Raw genomic sequence first — 17,775 nt, forward strand, 5'->3', positions numbered from 1 at the left:
CAGTATTAATGATAGCCATGGACGAATGGCGATATTGGTTTCGTTCAAAACTAGTCGTTACTATGATGGTGGTTGCATTGGTTTTAGCCGTTGCATCGGTGATCACTACAGGTTTGTCTTTAAGCCACGAAAGTCATGAGCGCAGCGAATTACAAAACAAAGCAGAACAAGCATTTGAATCACAACCTGACCGCCATCCACACAGAATGGTTCACTATGGTCACTACGTATTTAGAACACCGGCGCCGCTAAGTACCATTGATCCTGGTATTGATTCTTATACTGGCACCTCGATATTTCTAGAAGGCCACCAGCAAAATACAGCGATGTTTTCTGAACAAGGGAAGTCCAGTGGGTTAACTCGTTTTAGCCAACTAACACCAGCCTTTGTAATGCAAATTATTGTACCGCTTTTACTTATACTTATTGGTTACAGCATGGTTTCTCGTGAACGCGAGAACGGCACCCTTACGTTCATTATTATTCAGGGTGTGTCGTTAAATAAACTTATGTTTGGCAAATTTATCGCATTGTTAATGGCTGGGTTTGTCGCCTTATTGCCGTTGATTATTGGTAGCGCCGTAGCGGTCACTCAAGGCGAAGCGTTGTCGGTTGTATTGTCGTTCATCCTTGCTCATGGCCTTTATGTTGTGATTTGGTGTGCCTTGGTGGTGTTTGTTTCCACTTTAAACACTAAGAACAGCAGCAGCTTTTCTATTCTCGTTACTCTTTGGATTGTCTTGTGCATTGTTGCTCCTCGCATTGCAGCATCAACGGCTTCTTCAATGGTCGCTTCGCCAAGTAAGTTAGAAGCCGACTTTGAAGTTATACGTGAAGCACAAGCATTAGGTGGTGGTCACAATGTGTCTAGTGCTGACCTTAGCAAACTCAAAGCAAATCTAATGGCACAATATGATGTCGATGATGAGGGTGATCTGCCCGTCAATATCAGAGGCATTGTCGCGAGTAAATCAGAAGCGGACTTAACAAAAGTGCTCAACCGGTTTGCTGAAAAGCGCATGTCTGAAGAATTATCTCAAGCTCAAATAGCCCGCCAGTTTGGTTGGCTTACGCCTGTCTTGTCACTACGTACTGCGTCTATGATGTTAGCTGGTACCAACTTGGAAACTCATCATCGATTTCTTCGCGAAGCCGAAATACTGCGTTATGACTTTGTTCAAAGCCTAAATAAAGTGCATGCCGAAAAGCTGAGCTATAACGATGACGTTAATCGTTACAAAAATTCCGACGCTAACAATAAGGCAAAAGTAACCTCAAAAAACTGGGAAGTACTAGAGTCTTTTTCGTTCACGCCCGATACCGCTACTGCGCGTTTAATGAAAAGTATTGAGCCGCTCATGCAGCTTTTTGCATGGATTTTGGTGTTACTCATTTTGGCTTATAAAACAAGGAAGGTGATGTAATGACTCATTTTCTTCAAGAACTAAAACGAGAGCTGTTGTTCTCACTACGTCAAAAGAACGTAAAAATACTATTAGTGTTTGGTTTTCTTATCTCTGTATTTTCAGTGGTTACTGGCCTTATGGAGATCAATAAACAACAAGCGACCATCGAGCGTTTAGTTGAATATGATCAAGCAGATAGAGAGCATGTATTAAAAAAATACGACGAGTATGGCAACCTAGCTTATTACACACGTCACCTTACCTATTCACCACCTTCTGAACTGGCTTTTTCAGCCATTGGCCAACGTGATGTTCTTCCCTGGAAACACCGTGTGCGCATGTTAGCGCTCGAAGGCCAAATATATGAAACCGACTCCGACAACCCAGAGTTAGCCTATGTAGGTCGAATAGACTTTGCTTTTTTGATCAGTATTTTAGCGCCACTTTTTGTCATTTTGCTATTGCACGATGTTAGAGCGTCTGAACGTGCTGGCGGCCGTTATGACTTATTACTGACCACCAGCAAACACCCTGAGCGCCTTTGGTTAACTCGAATATTAGTGGGTGTACTTAGCTTATCAGTGGCGTTATTAACGCCTTTTATTATTGGCTCAATCATCTCGGGCGCAAATGGATTGGATGTTTTATTGGTCTTAGCCATTAGTGTTGCTCAACTTATATTTTGGGCTGCCATTTGTTATTGGGTTGGAAAAATTGATGCAAGTGCTCCACAACTGGCTTCAATGCTTCTGGGTTTATGGTTAGCAACTACGATTGTTGTGCCCGTTATTGGTGCTAAAGCAATTGAAGCGAGCATCCACAGTCCAAGCGGAGGTGATATCGTCATGACACAACGAGAAGCGGTAAATGGAGCTTGGGATAAGCCGTTTGAAGATACGTTTACGCCATTTTTAGAAACACACCCTGAGTGGCGTGATTACACAAAAATGAACGCCTCGTTTGAGTGGAAGTGGTATTACGCTTTCCAGCAAGTAGGCGACCTAACTGCACAGCCTTTGTCAGAAGAGTATCGACACGCACGCTTACTACAAAACGAGCGAGCTAGTCTTATTGCTTGGTTGTCTCCAGCTATGTTGGTGCAACGTTCAATGACACAAATCGCCCAAACCGACACACTTAGCATGATGGCTTATGAGCAATCAATTCGTGATTTCCACGCTCGTTTGCGCCATTTCTATTATCCATTTTTATTCAAAGCAAGTGCGTTTGATAAAAAACAAATTGAACAGCGCCCTAGCTATTCCCCAGATAAAATTAAAAACTCTAAGGAAACATTATGAACGTCCCATTCCGCTCATTGTCATACTTGAGCGTATGTCTATTTGCTGCCTATTCATCGTTAGCAACTGCGAACCAAGACTCTGAGACTAAGCAAGACAGTAACAAGAATAACGATATTGAGAACATTGTTGTTATTGGCAAGCACACGGGTGCACCTACCGCTAATTTAGCAGGTAGCTACGAAATCATTGGCCGTGACCAAATTGATTACTTAAAAGTAGATGACAACGTTGAACTATTCACAAAAATACCGGGCGTTTCAATATCTCGTTACAACCAAGGACCGGTTAATGCCGATATTTCTATCCGTGGTTTTGACGGTGACGGCGTTTCTCCGCACGCAAAGCTACTAATTGATGGTGTACCTGCAAACCGTCATAACGGTTTTGGTGAGCTAGATCAAATGTTTGCATTAAACATCGACTCAATCCAAGTATTCAAAGGGACCAGTGATGTTCGTTACGGTTTATTTAACATCGCGGGTAACTATCAAGTTTTCAGTCGAAGTGATGAAGATACCACAGAGTTAGAAATTACCGCTGGCAGCTTTGATACCAAAGAAATACAAGGTTTCTCAGGTCACAAAACTGGTAAGTTAAGTCATGCTTATGCTTTTGGTTACCGTGATACCGAAGGTTACCGTGATAATACAGATTTAGAGCGATTCGCCGTTTCGGGTAAGTGGTTCTATGAGTTGTCCGACGAAACCAGTGTTGGTTATATTCTTCGTTCATCATCATTTGATGCCGATGCTCCAGGTTATCAGTCACTTGCTGAGTCTAGAGCAAACCCAAGAGCTTCAGGCGAGCACGCAAACCAAGATGGCGGCGAGAAAAACACCTTGCACCACAGCGTCCATTTAACCACTGCATTTGATGAACTTTCGGTTAACGCAAGAGCCTATTATCAGACATTTGAAGTTGAGCGTTGGGTTCGTTTTAGTGAAGCGAGTTCCTTGTCTAACCGCTATGAAGATCAAGAGCAAGTTGGCTTTTTAGTGGATGCGCAATACCCAATTACGAGTGACCTAACGTTAAATACGGGTTTGTCTTATCAGTCTGAAGACATTCTTTCACAACGTTTTGCAGCCATCGGTCAAGCTAGACAACGCGGCGATGTGACTCGTCATCAAGAGAACACGTTAGATACGACTGGTATTTATGCATCAATTGAGCACAAATATAATGATCAATTCGAATGGAATCTAGGCTTAAGAGCCGACAAGCTTGAAGGTGATTTCACATCGGTTAGCACAGACGGTACTCGCACAGGCCGTGACATTTATGATTTTGGTTGGATTGTTCAACCTAAATTAAACTTGTTCTACCAAGCTTCGTCGGATATGCAATTCTTCTTCAACTTTGGTGAGTCATTTCAGCATCCATTTGGATCTTCGTTGTACACCGCTGGCGACGTGAACGCGAGAGATGTATCACGCAACGTAGGCTGGGAACTTGGTACGGCATTGTCTCTTAACAAAGAAACGAACCTTCGCCTGTCTACATGGCGTCAAACTGCAGAAGATGAGTTTGTGGTAATAGACGGTGACGCGCAAAACGTGGGTGAAACACTAAGAGAAGGCTTTGAAGTAGCCGTTAGCTGGACCCCTATCGACATGATTGACGTGTGGGCAAACTATTCATCTGTTGATACCGAGATTGTTAACTCAGGCTCTAGCAACGTTGACATGATTGGCAACGAGTTACGATCTATTCCTTCTTACACTACTTCTGTGGGTATTGATGCCTTTGTAACCGAAGCAATCACAGCTCGCCTGCACGTAGACGCACAAGGTGACTACTTTGTTAACGAAGCAAACGTGGGCGGTGAATTTGGTGGTTACACTATTACTAGCCTAAGTGTTGATTACAAACTCGATTGGGGGACGTTAAATTTAGGTTTAAACAACCTATTTGATGAATACCACGAGTACGTATACGACCTGACAATGGATGGTTCAGATACAATTCACTCTGCTGGTGATGGTCGCAACTACTCAGTGTCGGTACGCTTCGAGCTTTAAGGCTTTAGGCTTTAGGCTTGCGAAGTGTCAACGTTAGATAAGGCGGGCACTAAACAAAAAAAGGTGATGTTTATTAAAACATCACCTTTTTTATCAAAACTAACTCTGTATTAAACATAACGCTTAGCGATACTAACACCGCTAAATCTAGGTAATCGCCGTTCGGGTTTTACTTAGACGGATTACCTTCAATATCTAATACAACCGGCTCTCCGTAACCAAACTCTTTCATTCTAGCTAACTGAGTTTCTGCATCACCAGCAACAACATAAATCATTTGTTGTTCATTAAAGTGCTTGTCTATTACGTTATGAACGGCGTTTAACTCAAGTGATTTAACGTAATCTTGCTGTTGCTCAACAAAATTAGCTTCACGGTCAAAACGACTCATTTCAGTTAACATACCTAAAAGCTGATCTAAGGTTTCAAACTTACGTGAGTTACCTTTAATGATCATATTTTGAGTAACGGCTAAATCTTCCTCTTTGTAGGTCTCTTTGTAATTACTAATAAGGTCTTTAAAAATTTCTAAAGACTCCAACGTAACATTGGTACGAACCTGCGAAGATGCAATAAATGGAGATTGATAGCCTGCGCCACGAATATAAGAATACGCGCCGTACGTGTAACCTTTTTGTATACGAAGCGTTTGTGCCAGTCTTGCACTCATTCCACCGCCTAGGCGGTTGTTCGCTACCTGAATAGGATGGAACTCCGCGCTGTTACCACTTACTACAGGTTTACCTGCCATAATAACGGACTGTTTGGCACCCGGTACGTCTATAAAGTACAAGGTTGGCTTCTTACGCTGAGATACCATTGGTTGCTGAGGTAGCTCCACCGCTTCACCTTGCCACTTGTTTAATCTTGCTAACGCTTTGCTCACTTGTTTTTCAGTTACGTTACCCACCACATTAAACGTCGCCATTTTTGGCGTAATGTTTTGTTGGTAATACTGTTTAACATCTTCTAATGAAATATTACTGACAGTTTTTTCAGTGCCGCCAACTGGACTGCCCGCAACATGAGATTCTGTATAAAGCTTTTTATAAAATGCGTTTCTAGCGATGGTGCTTGCATCGCCCTTACCTTGGTTTATGCGAGTTAAGCGTGTTGATTTTAAACGGTCAAACTCACTTTCTTGCCAACGTGGCGACATTAACATTTCAGATAACAACGCAATGGTCGCATCAAAGTTTTTCGCCAATGAACTGCCAGATATCGTCACAGTTTCTAGGTTGCTTGAAACTCTTAAGCTCGCGCCTAACAGACCAATGGCTTCTTCCAGTTCCTGCGGAGTTTTGTTTTGCGTGCCTTCATTCATTAGCTGGGCCATGAGTGATGCTGTGCCAAGTTTATTGCCTAAGTCTAGTTGCTGACCACCTTCAATAACTAAGTTAAAATTTACAATTGGCAGCTCGTTTTGCTCTATACCATAAACCGTTAAGCCATTGCTTTGAGTTGTCTGCCACACGTCTGGCGTCGTTAAGGTAGGGAGGTCAGTAAGTGCTGGTTCGCTACGATCAAATTTTGTTGGCGTTTTCTCAAACTTAATGGCGTCATTCTCAACAAACTGTTGCTCTTTGCCTTGTTTAATCACTTCTTCAACAACGTTGGCTTTTACTGAACCAGAGACAACCAGCTCTTTTTGATCTTTTGGAACGAAGCTCGTAATGATGCTTGGTTTGTTTTTAATGTATTTTTTGAATACACGTTTCACATCGTCAACGGTAACTGACGTTATGTTTTTGATGTCTTGTTTAATAAATTCAGGCGAACCTGCAAATTCATTATACTGACCAAGCTTTTGTGCTTTATCCAAAACACTCTCAATTTCATAGAAAAACGACGTTTCTTGCTCCGCTTTTATCTTTGTTAACTGTGCTTCGCTAAAGCCATTTTTCTCAAAGTTATCTAGTGCTTCTTCAATCGCTTGATAAATCGTATCTAGCTTTGTGCCTGCATTACCGCGAACCAACAAAGTAAATGTGCCGGCAATTTCTTCCGAGCTGTTCCACGCATAAACACCTGGCGCTAACTTTTTCTCTTCAACAATGGTTTTATATAACGGCGCTTGTTTGCCTGATGATAAAATTTCGCCCAAAGCATCAAGTGCGTAAGCGTCTTTGTGGTAGCTCTCTACCGTAGGGAAGGTTAAGCGAATTTCTGGGATTTTCGCAAAGTTATCTAAATGATAGAGCTTCTTAGTTTCCGTTAAGCTAACAGGTTCCGGCGTCATTTTACCAACTGGCTTACCTGCTTTTATTTCACCAAACCATTGCTTTACTTTTGCTTTAGTTTCTTCAATTTCAATGTCACCTGCAATCACCATAGTGGCATTCGATGGAACATAAAATTGGTCATAAAATTCGCGTACATCCGCTAGGGTTGCAGCTTGTAAGTCTTCTAAGTCACCAATTACCGTCCAGTTGTATGGATGATCTTTTGGATAAAGTGCTTTTTTAACAACATGACCAACATGGCCATAAGGACGATTATCTACACGCTGGCGTTTTTCGTTTTTAACAACCTGCTTTTCACGCTCTAATGTGCCTTTATCAACGGTGTTAATCATATAACCAAGGCGATCTGAATCTATCCAAAGCAACTTATCAAAAGCATCTTTTGGTACAACTTCGTAATAGATAGTGCCGTCGCTCCAAGTACCGCCATTTCGAGAGCCACCTAGTTCTGGGATCATTTTACGGTTGGCACCTTTTGGCACATTCTCAGAGTCATTAAATGACATATGTTCAAAAAAGTGAGCAAAACCGGTTCGCCCAGGCTTTTCACGACTAGAACCAACATGAACTATGGTAGAAATGGCAACGATAGGATCTGACTTGTCTTGATGCAGGATGACTTTTAACCCGTTGTCTAAAGTAAACGACTCATAAGGCAGCTCAAAACTGTTTGGCGCTTCAACTTGGTTAATCTCTTGTTGTGCGTCCTGTTTCATCTGTTTAACAACGGCATCGGCATTTTTACTGTCCGTTACGGCAAAGTCTACTTTTCCGCAAGCGACTAAAACCATTGCAGAGGCTAAGGTAAGTGCTAGTTTAGTTTTCATAATCTATCCATTTGGTTTTTGTTATTTCCAGCTTGTTCGGTTAATTTGTGTATCGGTTTGCGTCGCTGTTGTTATTGCTATCTGTGTATCGTCTTTATTTACGGCAAAACCTACAATTTTTTGCGGCATGTCTATGTACGACGTTTCACCTGTTATTAATTCGGTTCGCACCAACTGAGCGTTTTTTCTATCGTAAACATAGAAGTAGCGATTACTTAAGCTCATTAGGGAGTGATAAATATTAATGTCTGCTTCTATTTCTAAGTCTACCGAAGTATTCAACCCAACAAGTCTGGTCCCAGTTGTGTAATAAACGTTACCACTAGGATCGTTTAGCATATGAATTGCATTTGCAGGTATGAGCATCTTGATATTATTTGAGATTAAATCGTATTCCCATACCTGGGTTTTTTCATTAACTGAAATTACCGTGTAGATTTTCCTTTTATCAGGGCCAATAGCTGAGCTATTTATGAAATGTTCATCTTTATATTCAATTTTTCTTTTTACGCCCGTGTCTGCCTCAACAAGGTAAAGTTCATACTCTGCTTGTAGTAAGTAAAAACTTCCGTCATTAGCTATTCGAGGAGGATAAATGATCCTGCTATATTCTTTATCATATGTGGTTATTTGCGATAGCTCTTCACCCGCCAGCCAATACTGATAGGCTCCACTTCGATTAGAGACAAACATAAGCTGATCATTAAAAAAGCGTGGGAAAAAGCTTTGTCCATCTGCTTGAAACTTCCTGTCTTCAATAAGGTTAAGCGCCATATCATAAATAGAAATACTACTTTTTGATTCGGCCCTGCTAACGGTAAGGGCTTGTGTTTTATTAATGGGCGATAAATTATTAATTGGCTCGCCGTTAGTGATGTTTAAGTGTGTTGTTAATCCGGTATCTAAATCCAACGTTGTTAAACCTGAATCCGAAGGCCAGATTAAAGAGTTGCTGTCGGTATACCAGTTTACGTTTTTGAGTATTGTAAATTTTGGAAACTCAAAGACTTTTTTGCTTTCTTTTGACTGAAAGTCATAGATATAAACATTAGTTGGTTTTGTGTGCTCTTCTTTAAGGTAAAACATCTTTTGGCCATCTGGCGATATTCCAAATTGGCGAATACCTTTGTACAAATCGTTTGACGATAAAAACATGCGAGATTGTTGGGCTTCTATGTCCCACAGTAATAGGTCAGTGGCATTATCGCCTTTACGAGAATAATATAAATTCTGCCCTTGTTTATCTAACTCCATTTTATAAAAAGGACTTAAAGGACAAGGCATTAAATTTTTTACAAAATCGACTACAGGAAAAGCACTAGCATCAAAAAGCCCAATGTGGCAGGTGGATGCTTTGCTATCACGTACGTATGCGATTAAATTAGACGACTCTACTTGCCAGGAAATAACATATATATCGAAATTTTTATATTCTAACTGCGTATTCGTGTTACCCACTAAACTACCAACAAAACTCTTTGTACCCTCGTCTGACTTGTTTAAATAGGAAAACATTGAGCCATCAGGGGAAACAATTGGTCTGGATTCCGCGCCAATCAGCCAACTTGCGGGCAGTGAATTGATCTCTATATCTCTTTCTATGCTGTTATCTTGATGGACATCATAATTGCCTGCAGCTTGACTACTTGCAACATCGTCGGCGGAGTTCGACGATGAATAAAACGCATAAACAAAATAGAAGACAACGAGCAATAAAATGGCCACTGCAATCGCTTTTATATTTAGTTTTGCCGTATTTGTCTTTTCACTTCCGGGTTTGCTCTGAGCGTCTTGGTCTTGGTCTTGGTCTTGGTCTTTAGAGTATTGAGTGTCTTGAAATAAACTGTCCTTTGATGCAGTTACTTCATCAATGCTGTTGGTTGTGTTGTTGTTAGAGGCACTGTGGTTGGTATTGTCGTTCGTAGCATGATCATTACTAACATTGTCGCTTGTGGCACTCGTGCTATTAGTTTTTATGTTATTAGTTTGATTAGTACTGGTACTAGCCTGAACTTGAACAGGAACATACGTCAGACTATAGCCTTTTCGATAATGTGTTTTTATATATATGTGATTAGAATCGGGAAGCTTTAGTTGCTTTCTAAGCTCTGAAATAGCTCGATTGATTGAGTTGTCATCAACATAGGCATGCTGCCAAACATGGTCAATTAGCTCTTGGCGAGAAATGATTTTATTACTATTCGAGATGAAGTAGTTTAATAGTTTTTCAATAAGTGGCTCTAATTCCCTAACGATGCCCTCACACTGAATTTCACTTTTTTCAGCATTATATCGCCACGCACCAAATTCAAACACCATTACTAACTTCCATTTTTTATTATTTTTACACCGACAGGTTACAAATTCATAAACTAGATAGCAAGAACATTATTTGCACAACAACGTTCAATCTTGAAACCTTATGAAAACCTAATACCAACAATAACATTTAATCACTATATTTCTATTTTTCAATAACATAACAAAATTACAAAACATAAATCCTTATGAATTTATTGTTAAGAGTTCCATAAGCGACATATTCACTTTTCATCTCTAATCTTGTCCCCACTGCAAACGAACACTCATCTCAGTTGATTCGAAATGCAGATATTTTTTAGCTGTATTTTAATTAACAAAATAGATTGGTTTAGCCAATAAGGATTTAAAAATGGAAAGCTTAAACAAAAATCAACTAGCTCTACTTACTTGCGTAATTGCTTTATCTTTTTCTGAAACGGCACAAGCATCTGCTACTGCACTTTCTCCAAGTAGCCCAGGGACGCCCTACAGCCAGTTATCTAATAAAGTGATGGCGATATCAAATGAGCGCATTGATAAGCAACTCAACCAAGAAATTAACAAGGTTAATGATGTGATGGCGACAAGAGTTTTGGCCAAGATTGGTGACTTCTCGAGCTACTAATAACTGAATAATTGAATAATTGAATAATTGAATAATTGAATAATTGAATAATTGAATAATTGAAAGGTAAATAAAAATGAAAAATCTAATTAAAAAAAGTTTAAAAGCCACTGTATTAGCAAGTGTTTTAGCAACATCATTTTCTTCTTTTTCAAACACGGTTTGGGAGGTTAAAAAAGGTGAAGATGTGGTTCATATTGGTGGCACTGTGCACCTACTCCCAATTACAGAGTACCCATTACCAAGTGCGTTTACTGATACGTACCAAGCTGCTGACAGCATAGTATTAGAAACTAAGCTTCCTACGCCTGATGATCAAGCGGGTCAAATGGCAATGCTTAAAGCAATGGCCTATGCAGATGGTGAAACATTGAGCCAACATCTGTCAGAGCAAACGAATGAAAGTCTTAAACAATACTTTTCTGCCGTTGGTATTGAATTTGAAAAGTTAAATAAATTTAAGCCTGGGTTTATCTCTTCAATGATTTTAAACATAGAAACTCAAAAAGCAGGCATGGCTGGCGCGGGTGTTGATATGTACTTTTCACAGCTTGCTAACCAAGATAATAAATCTATTGAATACCTAGAAACGTTAGACTTTCAAATTAATATGCTTGCGAATATGGGCGTTGGTAACGAAGAGTACGCGATTAAACATAACTTAGCAGAAGCAGAGGAAATAGTTCCGTTGTTGAAAAAGCTCATTAAAGCATGGAGAGTTGGTGATGAAAACGCCATCAATGAGTTGGCTTTAGTGCAAATGAAAGAACAATTTCCTAGTAGTTTTAAGGCAATGATGACAGATAGAAACCTTGATTGGGTGCCAAAGATTGAAGCGCTTTTTAATGACGACGATCAAGAGTTTGTTTTAGTTGGTGCAGCCCACCTTGTTGGTGAAGATAGTGTAATCGAGCAGCTAAAAGACAAAGGGTATAAGGTAACAAAACTATAACCTAAATATTGCTAAGATAAATTTATTAAAAACGGTCTATTTTCATTTACCGAATGATTATGGGCCATTTCTGTTTCAACCCTTTAAAATCATTATAGAAGCGGAGCTCTAGGGCTTTTAACAATCTCAAAAACGATAGGTAATTATCAACTAATCAACTGCTGTTTTTTCGAACAAAGGTGAGAAATTATTATTGATCAGTGCTAGAATGCGCTGGTAAATCCTTCCATTATTTTGAGAATCCATTTTGAGTCAATCTTCATTTTCCACACTTGGGCTAAAGCCTGAGTTATTAAACACTTTAGAATCGCTAACTTATACAGAAATGACGCCTATTCAAGCTGAATCTTTACCTCTTATTGTTGAGGGTAAAGACGTAATAGCACAAGCTAAAACGGGCTCAGGTAAAACTGCCGCTTTTTCTCTTGGTTTACTGCAAGCATTAGATGTAAAACGTTTTAGAATCCAAGCAATGGTATTGTGCCCTACTCGCGAGTTAGCCGACCAGGTAGCAAAAGAAATTCGTACATTAGCCCGTGGCATTCACAACATTAAAGTGCTTACTTTATGCGGTGGTTCTCCTATGGGTCCACAAATTGGCTCTTTAGAGCATGGCGCTCATATTATTGTTGGCACGCCAGGACGCATTGAAGATCACCTATCTAAAAAACGTTTAGATTTATCAGAATTAAAGACGCTAGTTTTAGACGAAGCTGACAGAATGCTTGAGATGGGTTTCCAATCATCTATGGACGCAGTAATTGATGCCGCTCCTAAACAACGCCAAACATTGCTATTCAGTGCTACATACGGCGACGAAGTGGCAGGTATTGCTAATAAAATCATGATTGATCCAACTTCAATTAAAGTTGAGTCGAATCATAATAAAGAAACGATTAAACAAAGCTTTTATGAAATTGATGACAATGAACACCGTTTGTTGGCAACTCAATTATTGGTTATGGAGTTTCAGCCAGAGTCATGTGTCATTTTCTGTAATACCAAACGCGAAACACAAGATGTTGCCGATGAGTTATGGGACATGGGATTCGATGTTTTAGCACTGCATGGTGACCTAGAACAACGCGAGCGTGACCAGGTATTGGTTCAATTCTCTAATAAAAGTGGCTCTGTATTAGTAGCGACAGACGTGGCGGCTCGTGGTTTAGACATTGAAGACTTAGATTTAGTAATCAACTATCAATTGGCACACGATACTGAAACTCACATTCACAGAATAGGCCGTACTGGTCGTGCTGGTCAAAATGGTCGCGCGTGCAGTTTAGTTGGTAAAAAAGACGGTTATAAAATGGGTCTAATTGAAGACTATTTAAGCCGTACTATTACACCTGAAGCATTACCAAGTGAAGCGGTATTAGGTAAGACTGTACCTGTAGCTGCGATGAAAACGATTCGTATTGATGGCGGCAAGAAACAAAAAGTACGTGCTGGCGACATTCTTGGCTGCCTTACTGGCGACGGTGGCATAGACGGAAGTGAAGTAGGTAAAATCCAACTTCATGACATGTGGGCTTACGTTGCTGTTAAAAAAGAAGTAGCGAAAAAAGCCGTTAAGAAAATTGAAAACGGTAAGCTTAAGGGACGTAAGTTCCGTGCTTGGACTTTGCGTTAATCTAGATAGTTATTTAATTTGATAAGGCCTCACCGTTGTAAAGCGAGTGAGGCTTTTTTATGCGCAAAAAAAATCCCCAACCAAGTTGAGGATTTAATCTTTATAACGAACAACTTAAGTGACCACGCTAGGTAGCCACTTATTGCTAACGATTAAATATCGTTAGGCTTTGAACGTGATGCACGCTTACGTTCGTTTTCCGATAAGAATTTCTTACGGATACGAATGCTTTCAGGCGTTACTTCTACTAATTCGTCATCATCGATAAATTCTAAAGCTTGCTCTAGAGTCATTACAATGTGTGGAGTCAGTGTTTGCGCTTCGTCTGTACCAGATGAACGTACGTTAGTTAATTGCTTACCTTTAAGTACGTTTACTGTTAAGTCGTTATCACGGCTATGAATACCAACAACCTGACCTTCATAGATGTCAGTTGCGTGTCCAATCATCATACGGCCACGAGACTGTAGATTGAAGATTGCGTTTGTTAGGGCTTTACCCGTCGCGTTTGCAATCAATACACCGTTCATGCGTTGACCGATTTCACCGCCTTTATGTGGACCATATTCGTAGAATGTATGGTAAATCAAACCAGAACCAGACGTTAATGTCATGAATTCAGTTTGGAAGCCAATTAAACCACGGCTAGGCATGATGAAGTCCATACGGATACGGCCTTTACCATCTGGTGCCATGTCAGTAAGTTCAGCTTTACGAAGACCCATTTTCTCCATGATCGCGCCTTGATGCTGTTCTTCAACATCAATCGTAACCGTTTCGTATGGTTCTTGTTTTTCGCCATCAACGTCACGCATGATAACTTCTGGACGTGATACTGCTAACTCGAAGCCTTCACGACGCATGTTTTCAATTAGGATACCTAAGTGTAATTCACCACGGCCTGATACTTTGAATTTATCAGCATCGTCAAGTTGTTGAACACGTAGTGCAACGTTGTGAACTAATTCTTTGTCCAAACGCTCTTTGATGTTACGTGAAGTAACAAACTTACCTTCTTTACCAGCAAACGGAGACGTGTTTACTTGGAACGTCATTGTTACTGTAGGCTCGTCAACTGAAAGTAAAGGAAGACCTTCAACTTCTGATGGACAACAAATAGTGTCAGAGATTTTTAATTCGCCAAGACCAGTAATCGCGATGATATCACCGGCACTTGCATCTTCTGCTTCGTAGCGGTCTAGACCTAAGTAACCAAATACTTTACCTACTTTACCGTTGTGGATTGTACCAGCAGCAGTTTGGATAGTTACTTGTTGGTTAGGCTTAACAGTACCACGAGTAATACGACCGATACCGATAACACCAAGGTATGAGCTGTAATCTAACTGAGAAATCTGCATTTGGAACGGACCATCAACGTCAGCTGCCGGAGGTGGCACTTGGTCAATGATTGTTTCAAATAATGGTGTCATGTCTGTACCAGTTTCGCCTTCTTCATGAGAAGCCCAACCGTTAAGTGCAGAAGCATAAACAACTTGGAAGTCTAACTGTTCGTCAGTTGCGCCAAGGTTATCAAATAGGTCAAATACTTGATCCATAACCCAATCAGGACGAGCGCCTGGCTTATCAATTTTGTTGATAACTAGGATTGGCTTAAGACCTTGAGCAAACGCTTTTTGTGTAACGAAACGCGTTTGAGGCATAGGACCTTCTTGCGCATCAACGATAAGCAATACAGAGTCAACCATTGACATAACACGTTCAACTTCACCACCGAAATCGGCGTGTCCTGGAGTGTCTACGATGTTTACACGGTAGTCGTTCCAGTTGATTGCAGTGTTTTTAGCAAGAATAGTGATACCACGTTCTTTTTCGATGTCATTCGAGTCCATAACACGTTCGTCATGGTCAGTACGCGCATCTAACGTACCTGATTGTGCTAGTAGTTTGTCTACAAGCGTTGTTTTACCGTGGTCAACGTGAGCTATGATAGCTACGTTTCTCAGGCCTTTATGGGCATTTGAGCTCATCAATTCTTCCTCAAAAAAGGGTATTATGTCGACTAAAGATCAACTGGATTCTATCTGGCGCGGGATTATACACGAAACAAGAACAGAATGAGTGTATTTAATAAAAATAGCTCATTTTTTTTACAACTTGTTATAGCAATTCAAATAAATATCCATAGAATGGGGACACATACATGGAGTAATTGTGCAATTATGAATACGGATTCTTTCAACTTTATGCAGGAAATTTTCAACACTGTTCTCAAAAACAGTCTTGATTTGTTTGCTTACATCGACAAAAACCAAAAATACCAATACGTGAGCAATAGTTACGCTCAGTTTTATGGACATAAAGCTCAGTCGTTAATTAATAAAAGCCCACAAGATATTTTTGAGTCTTTAACTTACGAAGATAAAATTCTTCCCAATTTAAATAAGTGCCTTACTTCAGCTCTCCCTATTAATTATAAATCTTGGGTAAAACCAAAGGGGAACAACGAAGAAAGCTTTCTGTATATCACCTATTTGCCTCATTTCAGTGAAGAACACCAGGAAGTAGTGGGTATTATTGTCATTGCCAAAGACGTGACAAAGTTTAAAAGAGCCGAAACTCTACTCGCCAAATCAGCTAACACCGATGCATTAACCAATATTCCAAACCGATTATTTTTAACCAATAAACTAAACGAGTTAAGCCAGAACGCTAATCGTCATACGGACCGCTACGCTATTTTATTTTGTGACTTAGATGGGTTTAAAAGCGTTAATGACAAATATGGTCATGCAGTAGGTGATCGCATATTGAGCCAAGTCGCTCAGCGCTTAAAACATGAAATTCGTGAAGAAGACATTATTGCTCGTTATGGCGGCGATGAATTTGTCATTCTGATCACCGACAGGGCCTCTTTAGTTACAATAAATGCGATTCGAAATAAAATATTTAGCGCTATTTCCCAGCCATTTCAATTTTCGGGTGACAATATCAACATTGGCATCAGTATTGGTTCCGCAATATACCCTGACCACGGCACAGAGCCTGATGATTTATTAATCAAAGCGGATGCAGAGATGTATTCTAGTAAAAATTCGTAACGATTCCGGTAGCTTTTTTGGTTCTTAACAGCTAAGTTTATAGAGTTAACCCTTACCCCATAATTAACTAAAAGAACCTTTTTACTATGAATGTAGAGTTTATTAATCCTTTTCTTAGCTCACTAATGAACGTGTTAGAGACCATGGCAATGACCAAGCTTGAGCCTGGTAAACCATCCATGAAAAAAGAAGAGGTATCTAGAGGCGATGTATCAGGCATTATAGGTATGGCAAGTCCTCAAACTAAAGGCTCACTTTCTGTTACTTTTGAAGAGTCATTAGCATTATCTATTATGGAAAAAATGCTTGGGGAACGCCCAGATACAATAAATGAAGAAGTTACCGATATGGTAGGTGAAATTACCAATATGGTAACCGGTGGTGCCAAAAACATGTTAGGTGATAAAGGATACGATTTTAATATGGCGACACCTACTATAGTGTCTGGTAAAAATCATACTATTAGTCACCAATGTGAAAGCTCAACGCTAATCATTCCTTTCACTTCTGAGCATGGCAAAGCTTATATTGAAGTATCTTTCGACGTATTAGTAAAGTGATCCCTGTTAGGTAAACCAACGACCTTTGGTGTAAATAGGTGAACTTCCGAGTTTTCACCTTTGCCAAAGGTTGAGTCGTAACTACTAAAGCTCTCTCGCATTGTCATTACCAACCTATTACCAACAACATCAAACCTTTGTAGTCGCGTACCTGCGGCTTTAACAGAAAAAACAACATAAGCCCTTCCACTGCCATTATAGTTGGCCAGTAATTCAATAGGTGTGCCATCAGCTTTAACCGTTAATGTCATTTCTCCATCAAATTTATCTACATATTCACGTGTTCGCTTATTAGTAATAATTGCTTCAACAGGCAATGTAAAGTGTAACTTTGAAGCTCCTTCAACTTGTTCTTTTAACTTCTCAACTCTTATCAATGTTGCCGATTTTAAAAGCTGATTAAGTGAATCAATTGGCGACAGTAAGTTATTAATATTACTCATGCTAAAGTCGTTAATGGCATCAATAGTCGGTGTTGAAGCATCTTCATCTTTTAATTTTGCCGCTGACTCTTGCTTCATGTTTTTCAAAACGTTCGTTGAGTATGACGTCGTTAGTCCATTCATATCCTCTCTAACCATCAACGCAACTTGGCCTGACTTCTCTTTGCGTTTTTTACCGTCACCTTCAACGTTATTAAATGACACGACTACATGCCCTGACACAGGTACCGCGCCACCTAGGTCACTGAGTGCGTCATTGAGTTTGTTCATTACTGAGTGAGTTGATATAGCTGTGGCACCAGTATCTGGTGAAAGAACAAGAAGTAAAAATACAGCGATGCTAGGTGATAATAATTTCATTTGTAATTCCTATTTACAAAAAGCCCTACTTACATGAC

General features: G+C 40.0%; 12 protein-coding genes. 8 read left to right on the top strand and 4 right to left on the bottom strand.

From position 1 onward, the window contains the following. Positions 1 to 8 precede the first annotated feature (8 nt). From GNP35_RS10100 to GNP35_RS10110, 3 genes are read left to right on the top strand one after another with little or no spacing between them, the layout of a single operon-like run. On the top strand, positions 9 to 1,424 hold the full coding sequence (locus GNP35_RS10100) for a DUF3526 domain-containing protein (protein ID WP_155696100.1): 1,416 nt from the start codon (positions 9 to 11) through the stop codon (positions 1,422 to 1,424). Further along, positions 1,424 to 2,707, top strand: coding sequence for a DUF3526 domain-containing protein (locus tag GNP35_RS10105; protein WP_155695966.1), 1,284 nt, complete (start codon positions 1,424 to 1,426; stop codon positions 2,705 to 2,707). The genes GNP35_RS10100 and GNP35_RS10105 overlap by 1 nt, the downstream gene beginning before the upstream one ends. Next, positions 2,704 to 4,731 carry a TonB-dependent receptor gene (locus GNP35_RS10110; protein WP_155695967.1) on the top strand — a complete coding sequence of 676 codons (2,028 nt, stop codon included), beginning with the start codon at positions 2,704 to 2,706 and terminating at the stop codon, positions 4,729 to 4,731. Before GNP35_RS10105 ends, GNP35_RS10110 begins: the two co-directional genes overlap by 4 nt. A gap of 169 nt (positions 4,732 to 4,900) precedes the next feature. On the opposite strand, the gene GNP35_RS10115 is transcribed toward GNP35_RS10110, so the two are convergent. Beyond that, a complete protein-coding gene (locus GNP35_RS10115; RefSeq protein ID WP_230961362.1) occupies positions 4,901 to 7,801 on the bottom strand; it encodes a M16 family metallopeptidase in 2,901 nt (966 codons plus the stop codon). A 21-nt stretch (positions 7,802 to 7,822) separates the two neighbouring features. Beyond that, the gene (locus GNP35_RS10120; protein WP_155695968.1) at positions 7,823 to 10,120 is read right to left on the bottom strand and encodes a winged helix-turn-helix domain-containing protein; all 2,298 of its coding nucleotides are present in this window, start codon (positions 10,118 to 10,120) and stop codon (positions 7,823 to 7,825) included. Positions 10,121 to 10,472: 352 nt separating this feature from the next. On the opposite strand from GNP35_RS10120, the gene GNP35_RS10125 reads away from it, so the two are divergent. The 3 genes from GNP35_RS10125 (at position 10,473) to dbpA (ending at position 13,312) form a co-directional block, all read left to right on the top strand. Further along, a complete protein-coding gene (locus GNP35_RS10125; RefSeq protein WP_155695969.1) occupies positions 10,473 to 10,727 on the top strand; it encodes a hypothetical protein in 255 nt (84 codons plus the stop codon). A 76-nt stretch (positions 10,728 to 10,803) separates the two neighbouring features. Further along, entirely contained in the window at positions 10,804 to 11,679 is an 876-nt protein-coding gene (locus tag GNP35_RS10130; RefSeq protein ID WP_155695970.1) for a TraB/GumN family protein, read from the top strand. Positions 11,680 to 11,926: 247 nt separating this feature from the next. Then, positions 11,927 to 13,312, top strand: coding sequence for an ATP-dependent RNA helicase DbpA (gene dbpA / locus GNP35_RS10135; protein WP_155695971.1), 1,386 nt, complete (start codon positions 11,927 to 11,929; stop codon positions 13,310 to 13,312). Between the two features lie 152 nt (positions 13,313 to 13,464). Here the strand turns inward: dbpA and typA are convergent, their stop codons facing one another. Continuing rightward, the gene (gene typA / locus GNP35_RS10140) at positions 13,465 to 15,303 is read right to left on the bottom strand and encodes a translational GTPase TypA (protein ID WP_155695972.1); all 1,839 of its coding nucleotides are present in this window, start codon (positions 15,301 to 15,303) and stop codon (positions 13,465 to 13,467) included. 192 nt (positions 15,304 to 15,495) lie between these two features. Here typA and GNP35_RS10145 point away from each other — a divergent pair, with 192 nt between their 5' ends. After that, entirely contained in the window at positions 15,496 to 16,374 is an 879-nt protein-coding gene (locus tag GNP35_RS10145; RefSeq protein ID WP_196492483.1) for a diguanylate cyclase domain-containing protein, read from the top strand. An 86-nt stretch (positions 16,375 to 16,460) separates the two neighbouring features. Next, positions 16,461 to 16,934 (top strand): chemotaxis protein CheX, encoded by a 474-nt coding sequence (locus GNP35_RS10150; protein ID WP_155695974.1) that lies wholly within the window; start codon positions 16,461 to 16,463, stop codon positions 16,932 to 16,934. On the opposite strand, the gene GNP35_RS10155 is transcribed toward GNP35_RS10150, so the two are convergent. Continuing rightward, a complete protein-coding gene (locus GNP35_RS10155; protein ID WP_155695975.1) occupies positions 16,898 to 17,737 on the bottom strand; it encodes a hypothetical protein in 840 nt (279 codons plus the stop codon). The genes GNP35_RS10150 and GNP35_RS10155 overlap by 37 nt on opposite strands. Positions 17,738 to 17,775 lie beyond the last annotated feature (38 nt).

The sequence above is a fragment of the Psychrosphaera haliotis genome (genome assembly GCF_009728465.1).
GTDB lineage: Bacteria > Pseudomonadota > Gammaproteobacteria > Enterobacterales > Alteromonadaceae > Psychrosphaera > Psychrosphaera haliotis.